At 73.7% G+C, this 9014-nt stretch carries 6 protein-coding genes; all 6 read right to left on the reverse strand.

The features are described from left to right. Positions 1–69: 69 nt before the first annotated feature. On the reverse strand, positions 70–1488 hold the full coding sequence (locus ABT129_RS10885; RefSeq protein WP_351899335.1) for an MFS transporter: 1419 nt from the start codon (positions 1486–1488) through the stop codon (positions 70–72). Beyond that, on the reverse strand, positions 1485–3092 hold the full coding sequence (gene argH / locus ABT129_RS10890) for an argininosuccinate lyase (protein ID WP_351899337.1): 1608 nt from the start codon (positions 3090–3092) through the stop codon (positions 1485–1487). The genes ABT129_RS10885 and argH overlap by 4 nt, the downstream gene beginning before the upstream one ends. After that, positions 3089–4348 (reverse strand): ATP-grasp domain-containing protein, encoded by a 1260-nt coding sequence (locus tag ABT129_RS10895; protein ID WP_351899339.1) that lies wholly within the window; start codon positions 4346–4348, stop codon positions 3089–3091. The genes argH and ABT129_RS10895 overlap by 4 nt, the downstream gene beginning before the upstream one ends. Then, positions 4345–5436 carry a PLP-dependent cysteine synthase family protein gene (locus tag ABT129_RS10900; protein WP_351899341.1) on the reverse strand — a complete coding sequence of 364 codons (1092 nt, stop codon included), beginning with the start codon at positions 5434–5436 and terminating at the stop codon, positions 4345–4347. The genes ABT129_RS10895 and ABT129_RS10900 overlap by 4 nt, the downstream gene beginning before the upstream one ends. Position 5437: 1 nt before the next feature. Beyond that, complete coding sequence (locus ABT129_RS10905) at positions 5438–6355, reverse strand: GHMP family kinase ATP-binding protein (RefSeq protein WP_351899343.1); 918 nt, start codon at positions 6353–6355, stop codon at positions 5438–5440. Positions 6356–6706: 351 nt separating this feature from the next. Continuing rightward, the coding region (locus ABT129_RS10910) for an amino acid adenylation domain-containing protein (RefSeq protein ID WP_351899345.1) at positions 6707–9014 on the reverse strand (2308 nt) is incomplete at its 5' end.

Genomic DNA, 9014 nt, shown 5'->3' on the forward strand with positions numbered 1-9014 from the left:
GGGCCCCTCCTGTTCGATGACGTCCTGTTCGATGACGGATGCGCGGGCGCGGGTGGCCGTCGGGACGGATCAGCCCCGTTCGGGAACGGTGTGCCGAGCGGCCCGCCGCTCGGACGCGGCGGGCTCCTCGGAGGGCACGGGTGGCTGCGGTGGCTCGGGGGCCGGCGGGGCCGGCTCGGTGGAGGCTTCGGCCGTCCCGGTGGGCGGTTCGGTCGGCTCGGTGGGCGGTTCGGTCGGCTCGGCGGGAGGTTCGGTCGGCAGGTCGCGGCGGGCGCGCAGGGGGCCCGCGAGCAGCAGTGCGGAGCTGACCGCGAGGCCGCCGGTGAGCAGCCAGAGCGCGGGCCGCAGTCCGAGCACGCCGCCGAGCACACCGCCGAGGAGCGAACCGATCGGAATGGCGCCGAAGTTGGCGACCGACACGGTAGCGGTGATCCGGCCGAGCAGGTGCGGCGGGCAGTACTGCTGGCGGAACGTGCCCTGGATGACGTTGGCGGAGACCACGCCGAGGGCGAGGACGGCTCCGCCGACGGGCAGCAGCACGACCCGCCAGCCCGGTTCGGCGAGCGGGATGAGCAGTCCGAAGGGGGCGGTGGCGAACTTGCAGAGCAGCATCCCGCGCGCGGTGCCGAAGCGTCGGGCCACGGGGGTGGCGACGACGGCGCCGAGCAGTCCGCCCACGCTGCTGCCCGCGAGCAGCCACCCCACCGCGACCTCGCCGACGTGGAGTTCGCGCACGAGGAACACGGTCAGGATGGCCTGGTAGCCGGTGAGCAGCAGGTTGGTGACGGTGCCGTAGGTGGTCAGGACGCGCAGGTAGGGGTCGCGCACGGTGTGCCGCAGGCCCACCGCCACGTCCTTGCGGAGCGTCGTGGGCCGCTCGGGTCGCTTCGGCGGCGGCTCCTTCGCGCGGATGCCGAGCAGGCACAGCGTGGAGACCAGGAAGGTCGCGGCGTCGGCGAGGAGGCCGTTGACCGCTCCGAACGCGCCGGCCAGGACGCCGCCGCCGCCGAGCCCGGCGAGCTGCGCCGCCGATTCGCTGCCCTGGAGCTTGGCGTTCGCCTCGGTGAGGTGTTTCCGGGGGACGACGAACGGCACGTAGACCCGGTAGGCGATGGAGAAGAAGACGTTGGCGAGCCCGGTCAGCAGGGACACCACGACCAGTTGGGTCATGGTCAGCACGTCCAGCCAGGCGGCGGCCGGCACGCTGAGCAGGAGCAGCAGCGAGCCGAGGTTGCAGGCCACCATGAGCGGCTTGCGCGCAAGGCGGTCCACCCAGGCGCCGGCCGGCAGCCCGAGGAGGAGCCAGGGGAGCCAGGCGGCGGCGGCCAGGGCGCTCACCCAGAAGGTGCTCGCGTCCAGGGTGACCACCGCGACGAGGGGCATGGCGACGCCCGTGATGTTGCTGCCGAAGCGGCTGGTGGTCTCCCCCGCCCACAGCAGCCGGAAGTCGCGCTGCCTCAGCAGCCCGTCCCCGCGCCGCGTGTTCATCCGGCCGCCACCACCTTGGCGGCCTCGGCGGACAGCCGCTCGGCGGCCTCGGACCAGCGGGCCCGCCGGGCGGCCGACTCGGCGGTGAGCAGGGCGAGTTCGGCGCGGGCCCGGGCGAGGGCCCCGGCCGTCGCGGTGCCGCCGGGGCCACCGCCGTGGGCGCACGCGGCGGCCACGGTCTCCGGGTCAAGCCAGTCGGCCGGGTATCCGGCGGCGGCCGCTGCCACGTCGGGCTGGGAACGGGCCGCCTCGGACAGGGGTGTGCCGCCGTCCAGGGCGGTGAGGACGGTCTCGCCGACGAGGTGGTGGGCGGTGCGGAAGGGCATGCCGTCGACGACGAGGCGTTCGGCGAGGTAGGTCGCCGAGGTGAAGCCCTCCCGGGCGCGGTCGCGCATCCGGTCGCGTTCGGGTTCCGCCCCGTCGACGACGAGCCGGAGCAGGGTCACCGCCCGGGTGGTGTCGGCCAGGCCGGGCCAGAGGTGGCGGGCGGCCTCGGTGCCGACGGCGATGGCGTTGGTGTAGCCGGCGGTGGACATGGCGGCGGCGGCGCCGGTGAAGCCGGCGAGGGCGGCCGTCGAGCGGCCCTGGATGTGCTCCAGGAGGAAGGGGTTGCGCTTCTGCGGCATCATCGAGCTGGAGCCGACCAGGTCGTCGGCCATCCGCAGGAGCCCGAACTCCTCCGTGGTCCACCAGGTCAGGTCGCGGGCCACCCGGGCCATGAGGACGCCGAGGACGGCGGCTGCGGACAGCATGCGCAGCACGAAGTCGCGGGAGGCGACGGCGTCGACCGAGTTGGGCACGGCGGCGGTGAAGCCGAGGAGGTCGGCGGTACGGGCCGGGTCGACGGGCACGGAGGTGCCGCCGACGGCTCCCGCGCCGAGCGGGTTGACGTCGATCTCCCGACCGGCGTCGAGCAGTCCCTCCAGCGACCGCAGCACGGCGCCGGCGATCCCGGTCAGGTAGTGGCCGTAGCTGATGGGCACGGCGGGCTGGCCGTGGGTGTAGGCGGGCATGACGACGTCCTGGTACGCCTCCGCCCGGTCCAGGAGCACCCGTGCCAGCTCGGCCACCTCGTCGAGGAGCTCGCCGTAGGGGCCGCGCACCCTCAGTCGTACAGTGGTGGCGTTGAGGTCGTTGCGGGAGCGCCCGGTGTGCAGCACGCCGCCGGTCTCCTGGCCGAGCCGGTCGACCAGCCAGCCCTCGTAGGCCAGGTAGAGGCCGCGGGGCATGGGGCGGGAGCGGACGGGGGCGAAGTCCTCGGCGCGCAGGGCGTCGACGGTCTCCAGGAGGGCCCCGGCGCGGGACGCGTCGACGATGCCGCGCTCGGCGAGCATCACCAGGTGGGCCCGGTCCACCTCGCTGATCAGCCGCAGTTCGTCGCCGATGGGGTCGCCGTCGTCCGTCCGGTACTGGTCGTAGACGATGCGGTGGGCCCGCGGGTCGAGCCCGGTGCGCAGACGCCCGGTGTGGACGCCGGCGGGGGCTTCGGCGGAGGGCTCGGCGGGTAGCCCGGCCGATGCCCCGGCGGAGGCCCCGGCCGGGATCTCGTGCGACGTCCCGGCGGGGGCTTCGGGCCGGGACTCCGTCTGCTGCGGGCCGCTCATGCCGGCACCGCCGCCCGCGCGGCCGCGGGCACCAGGGCGGTGGCCAGTCCGAGCGTGAGGGCGGTTCCGGCCACCTCGGCCGTCTCCCCCGGATCGGTGCCGGCCGCGATCACGTGCCCCACCCGTCCCCGGAAGTCCTCGGCCGGGGCGACCGGGGTTCCGGCCGGGCGGTAGAAGGACGCGTCGACGACGCCGGGCACCGCGCGGGCCGCGGACTCGGCGGTGACCACGTGCGTGAGGACGCTGTCGTCGCCGGCGGTGAGGAAGCGGATCGAGGCCGCGCCGACGGCGTCCGGTGTCCCGGTGAGGTCGACGGGCGCGCCGAGCGCGGCCCGAACCTGGGCGCCGACCAGGTCGACGCCGAGGGCCCGGCGGACGAGCTCCGGGATCATGCCGCCCGCGAGCCGCGGGTTGACCTCGATGACGCGGGCGACGTCGCCGTCGAGCCGCAGCTCGACGTGGGCGGCGCCCCAGCCGAGGCCGAGGGCCTTGACCGCGTGCACGGCGCTGTCGACGAGGGAGGCGGACCGCTCGGCGGGCAGGACGGCGGGCACGTCGTGTCCGGTCTCGACGAAGACCGGCGGCGCGCCGACGTGCTTGGCGACCGTGGTGACGACGTCCTCGCCGAAGACCTCCACGGAGAACTCCCGCCCGGTCAGGTACTGCTCGACGAGCACCACGCCGGGCGTGGTCAGCCCGCGTTCGTTGACGGTGGCGGCCAGCAGGCTCCCGGCGTGCTCGGCGACCTCATCCCGGTCGCGGCAGAGGCGTACGCCCAGACTCCCCGACCCCTGGACGGGCTTGACGACGACCGGGCCGCCGAGCCACTGGGCCGCGGCGATCGCCTCGGCGACGGAGCCGGCCACCGAGAAGCGGGGCACGGGCACTCCCGCCTCGGTCAGGGTGCGGCGCTGCAGGGCCTTGTCGCGGCAGGCGCGGACGGCGTCGGCGGACGGCCCCGGCAGTCCGAGGCGCCGGGCGAGGCCGGCTGCCGTGGCGACGTAGTACTCGGAGCTGGAGAGCACTCCGGCGACCGGCGCACCGGCCGCCAGGGTGGTGACGGCGGCCCGGAGCGCCTCGTCGTCGGCGGTGTCCACGACGACGGTGCGCAGCCCGTCCTCGGCGGCGTACGGATAGCGGGCGGGGTCCGCGCTCAGCAGGACGGGTTCGGTCCCGAGCCCGCGGGCCCGCTGGGCGAACTGGCGTCCCGTGCCGGTGGTGTTGGACTCGACGAGCAGCAGCAGGGGGGTGCTCATGACTGGGCCTCCGGCGTCGTCACGCCGTCGAGGGCGTGGACCTCGGGCGTCATCACGTCGTCGAAGCCGCGGCGGGCCCACACCAGGCGGGTCCACGTGGACGGGGCGTCCAGCGGGTGGTCGACGGTGACCGGGCCGCCGACGGTGGGGGCCGGCTCGATGCCCTGCTCGCGCAGCCACTCGGCGTGGTAGACGGTGGACTGGTAGCGGTAGCCCTCGTCGGGCAGCACCATGACGACCTTGCTGTCGGGGTTGCGCGCGGCCCACCAGGAGGCGACCTGGAAGGAGGCGCCGCTGGTGGGGCCCATGAACAGGCCGTGGTTGCGGAAGAGTTCGTGGGTGGCGTGGAAGGCCTCGGGGGCGGTGACCCAGTGCACCTCGTCGTAGGCGCTGTGGCGCACGTTCCCCGGGTGGATGCTGCTGCCGAGGCCGCGCAGGGTGCGCGAGCCGTCGGGCGTGCCGAAGATGATCGAGCCGTGGGTGTCCACGCCGACGAGGTGCAGCGCCGGGTCGGCGGGGCGCAGGGCGGCGGCGAGGCCGCCGGTGGAGCCGCCGGAGCCGACCGGTCCGACCAGGCAGTCCACGGAGCCGACGGTCTCCCCGATGAGGTCGGCGACCACCGCGTAGGCACCGGGGTTGTCCGGGTTGTCGTACTGGCCGGGCACGAAGCTGTCCGGGTGGAGCCGGCGCAGTTCCTCGACGCGGGCGAGGCGGGCGCCCTGGATGCCGCCGCTCTGGCCGGCGTACTCGACGATCTCGACGGTGGCGCCCAGCATCTCCAGGCGGTTGCGCAGGTCGCGGTCGATGGCGGAGTCGCCGACGATGGTCAGGTCGTAGCCGCGCAGGCGGCAGACCATCGCCAGGCCGAGCGCGAAGGTGCCGGAGGAGGTCTCGATGACGCGGCTGCCGGGCCGCAGCACGCCGGCGGCCTCGGCCCGGTCGATGATGAACCGCGCCGGCAGCAGCTTCATCAGGCTGAACGCCGCCGCGTAGAGGTTGTCGGTCACCTGGATGATGCGGGGCAGTTCGGTGGCGTCCACCACCGAGTCGTGCAGCTTGACGGCGCCCGCGATCGTGGTCGTAGTCATGTCAGTCACCCGTCGTGAAGATCCACTGCTCGTGGATGCCGATGTTGTGCAGCAGTCGCTGGGCGTGCTCGGTACGGGCCTCGACCTCGGGGTCGTCGCGGTCGAAGAGGAGCCCCGCGATGTCGCCGCTGTGCGCGGCCTGGATGCCGAGGCCGCCGGTCTCCCGCACGATGGCGCGCAGGGAGTCGAGGCGCGGGATGGGCAGGTGCCGCTGGTTGATGTCGGTACTGGCGGTGGCGACTGCCCCGATGAGGGCGACGTCCTTGGTGTGGATGGCCTCGCGCAGCATGACCTGGAGTTCGGCGAAGAGTTCGAGTTCCGCGCCGCCGTACTCGGCGGGCGGGAAGGCCAGTGTGTCGATGCCCTTGCCCTCGTTCTCGGGCCGCGAGCCGAACCCGAGGACCCGTACGGCCGGCATGCGGTACCCGAAGTCCTCGATGACCTTGCCCTCGCGCTGGGCGAAGAGGACCGAACTCTCGTTGAACATCAGCGAGTCGGACGCCGTCTCGGCCTTCACCGCGATACGGGCGACCTCCTCCGGCGGCAGGGGGCACACCAGGGCGTCCTGTACGGCCCAGACCGCGGCCAGGACGTCGCTCGTGGACGAGCCGAAGCCACGGCAGAGCGGGACGTCGCCGGTGAGTTCGAGATGCCCGCCGACCGGTCCCTCCCCGGGCGGGACGCAGGCCTCGGCGGTGAGCTGGGCGGCCCGCCGTGCCTTGGACTTCCAGACCGGGGAGACGGTCAGCTCCTCGCCCCGCGCGGGGATGAACGAGGCCCGGGTGGTGTGGACGGTGCAGGGCAGGGTGACCAGTCCCCGGGTGAGCTGGCCCTGGTGCGGAAAGACGCCCTGGAGAATTTCGCCGTGATGTATGGGGGCCGAGGCGACGCCGACCCGCCAACCGGAATGATCCACCATGTCCTTGACTTCCTCTGAGGGCCGGCCGCACCACTCACAAGGCGTGGCCGATCGTGCGGACACCCTCACGCTAGGCAGCGCGGGGGGACGGATCCGGCTGGTCGGGCGGCAGTATGCGGGCAGTTCCGCGCGGGGCGCGCCGGTCGGCGCGGGCGCCGGGGGAACCGAGCAGGGACAGGCCGGGGCCCGTACGGCGGTCACGCTGCCGTACGGGCCCCGGGGTCGCTCCTTCGGAGCGGATGGGATCGGTTGGGATCGACTGGGATCGGATCGGATGGGAATCGGACGCGGATCCGATAGGAACGGGTAGGGATCGGGCAGGGATCTGAGCCGCTGCGGATCGGATGCCGGTCAGATACGCGCGGGCCGCAGCCTGCGGGCCAGGACCCGGCCGATCGCCCGCAGGGGCTCCGCCTCCGTCATCCGGGCGTGCTCGCAGTCGACGGCGAACTCCTCGACGCGGCCCGCCACGTACGGCGCCCAGGCCTCGGCGCCGGACAGGGGAGCCGGCGTGCCGGTGGCGTCGAAGAACACCGCGTCTCCGCCGAACCGGACGTCCGGCACGTAGCGGTAGCGCATCCGCAGGTTGTCGAGGGTGGCCTCCACGACGGCCGCCGCCTGGGCGTGTTCGAGGGCGCCGAGCACCGGGTCCGACCGGCGCAGCGCCTCGGCGAGTTCGGCGATGTCCGGGGCCGTGTCCGCGCAGCGCACGGGCACGGTCTCGCCGAGGGAGCCGAGCAGGGCGGTCAGTACGTGCCGGCCGTCGATCTCCGGGGCGCTGAAGCCGTCGGGCAGCGGATAGGAGTCGAGGAGGGCCAGCAGGGCGACCTCTTCCCCGGCCGCTTCGAGACGGGCCGCGACGGCGTGCGCGACCATGCCGCCGAAGGACCAGCCGAGCAGGTGGTACGGGCCCTGCGGCTGGATCCTGCGGATCTCGGCGAGGTAGTCGTCGGCCATCTCCTCGATGGAGGAGGGGGCGTCGTGGGAGCCGCCGAGCCTGCGGGACTGGAGCGCGATGACCGGCCGGTCCTGGTCGAGGTGGGGCAGCAGCCCCGCGTACCCCCAGCTCATCCCGGACACGGCGTGGACGCAGAACAGGGGCGGTTCGCCGGAGTTCGTCTCCGTGACGGCCCGGATGGGCAGCACGGTTCCGAGGGGGTCTCCCCCGCCGCCCGCCGCGATGTGCTCGGCGAGGAGGGCCGGGGTGGGGCTCCGGAACAGGTCGCTGATGGTGGTGCGGGTGTTCCAGACGGCGCGGATGCGGCTGATCAGGAGGGTGGCGCGGAGGGAGTGTCCGCCGCGGTGGAAGAAGTTGTCGTCGATGGTGACGGTGTCGAGGCCGAGGGTGTCGGCGAAGAGTCCGCAGAGGATCTCCTCGGCGGGGTTGCGCGGGGCGCGTCCGCCTTCGGAACGGGTGCTGTCGTCGGGGGCGGGCAGGGCACGACGGTCGAGCTTGCCGTTGACCGTACGGGGGAGCTCGTCGAGGACGACGAACGCGGAGGGCACGAGGTGTTCGGGCAGGCGTGCGGTGACGTGCCGCCGCAGGTCCTCGGGCGTCACCGCACCGACCGCGTAGGCGACCAGCCGCTTGTCGCCGGGCCGGTCCTCCCGTACCACCGCGGCGGCCTGGATGACGGCCGGGTGGGCGAGGACCGCCGCCTCGATCTCACCGGGCTCGATGCGGAACCCGCGCAGCTTGATCTGCTCGTCACCCCGCCCGAGGTACTCAAGGGCGCCCTGCTTGTTCCACCGGGCCAGGTCGCCCGTGCGGTACATCCGCGAACCTGCGGGACCGTGCGGGTCCGCCACGAACCGGTCCGCCGTCAACGCCTGCTGACCGATGTAGCCGTGCGCCAGACCATGCCCGGCGACATACAGCTCCCCCGGCACACCCGGAGGCACCAGCTCCAGGCTCGCGTCCAGGACGTAGGCGTGCTTGCCGGCCAGCGGACCGCCGACCGGGATGCTCACCGCACCGGCCGCCGCACCCGGCTCGATCACGAACGCCGTCGTGAAACCCATGCTCTCCGCCGGACCATAACCGTTGAGGAGGTGCAGCCGGGGGTGCCGGACCAGCGCCCGGGCCGTGTGGGCCGGGGACGCCGCTTCGCCGGCGGTCATCGCCTCCTTGAGGTGGGAGAAGGTCTGCGGGTGCTCGTCGAGCATGTGGTTGAAGAGGCTCGCGGACATCTGGAGCGTGGTCACCTGGTGCTGCTCGACCAGCTCGGAGATGAGATGCGGGTCGGTGTGCTGACCGGGCTGCAGGACACACACGCCGCCGTGCAGCAGCGGGCCGAACACCTCAAGGGCGAACGCGTCCCATGACACCGGCGAGCACTGCAGGAACGTCTGCTGCGGACCGAAGGCCAGATAGTCCGGACCCACGAACGTCGCCGCCAGCGCCCGGTGCGAAGCCATCACACCCTTCGGCAGACCCGTCGAACCCGACGTGAACATCACACACGCCACCGACTCCGGAGATCCGGACGTGTCCACGGCCGCGCCCGACAACCCGCTGACCTCGGCGATCTCGGCCGTCAGATCGACGACGACCGCGTCCGTACTCAGCCTCGGAAGGTGCGTCTGGGTGATGAGCGCCGCCGGCGCCACCTGACCCAGCACACCGTTCAACCGCTCCACCGGGAACAGCGGATCCAGC

The sequence above is a fragment of the Streptomyces sp. NPDC002057 genome (assembly GCF_040296665.1).
Lineage (GTDB): Bacteria > Actinomycetota > Actinomycetes > Streptomycetales > Streptomycetaceae > Streptomyces.

What these genes read in the sequence shown, in the direction of transcription:
- argH (WP_351899337.1), bottom strand. Translation starts at nt 3,092, where the DNA reads ATGAGCGGCCCGCAGCAGACGGAGTCCCGGCCCGAAGCCCCCGCCGGG.
- ABT129_RS10895 (WP_351899339.1), bottom strand. Translation starts at nt 4,348, where the DNA reads ATGAGCACCCCCCTGCTGCTGCTCGTCGAGTCCAACACCACCGGCACG.
- ABT129_RS10905 (WP_351899343.1), bottom strand. Translation starts at nt 6,355, where the DNA reads ATGGTGGATCATTCCGGTTGGCGGGTCGGCGTCGCCTCGGCCCCCATA.
- ABT129_RS10885 (WP_351899335.1), bottom strand. Translation starts at nt 1,488, where the DNA reads ATGAACACGCGGCGCGGGGACGGGCTGCTGAGGCAGCGCGACTTCCGG.
- ABT129_RS10900 (WP_351899341.1), bottom strand. Translation starts at nt 5,436, where the DNA reads ATGACTACGACCACGATCGCGGGCGCCGTCAAGCTGCACGACTCGGTG.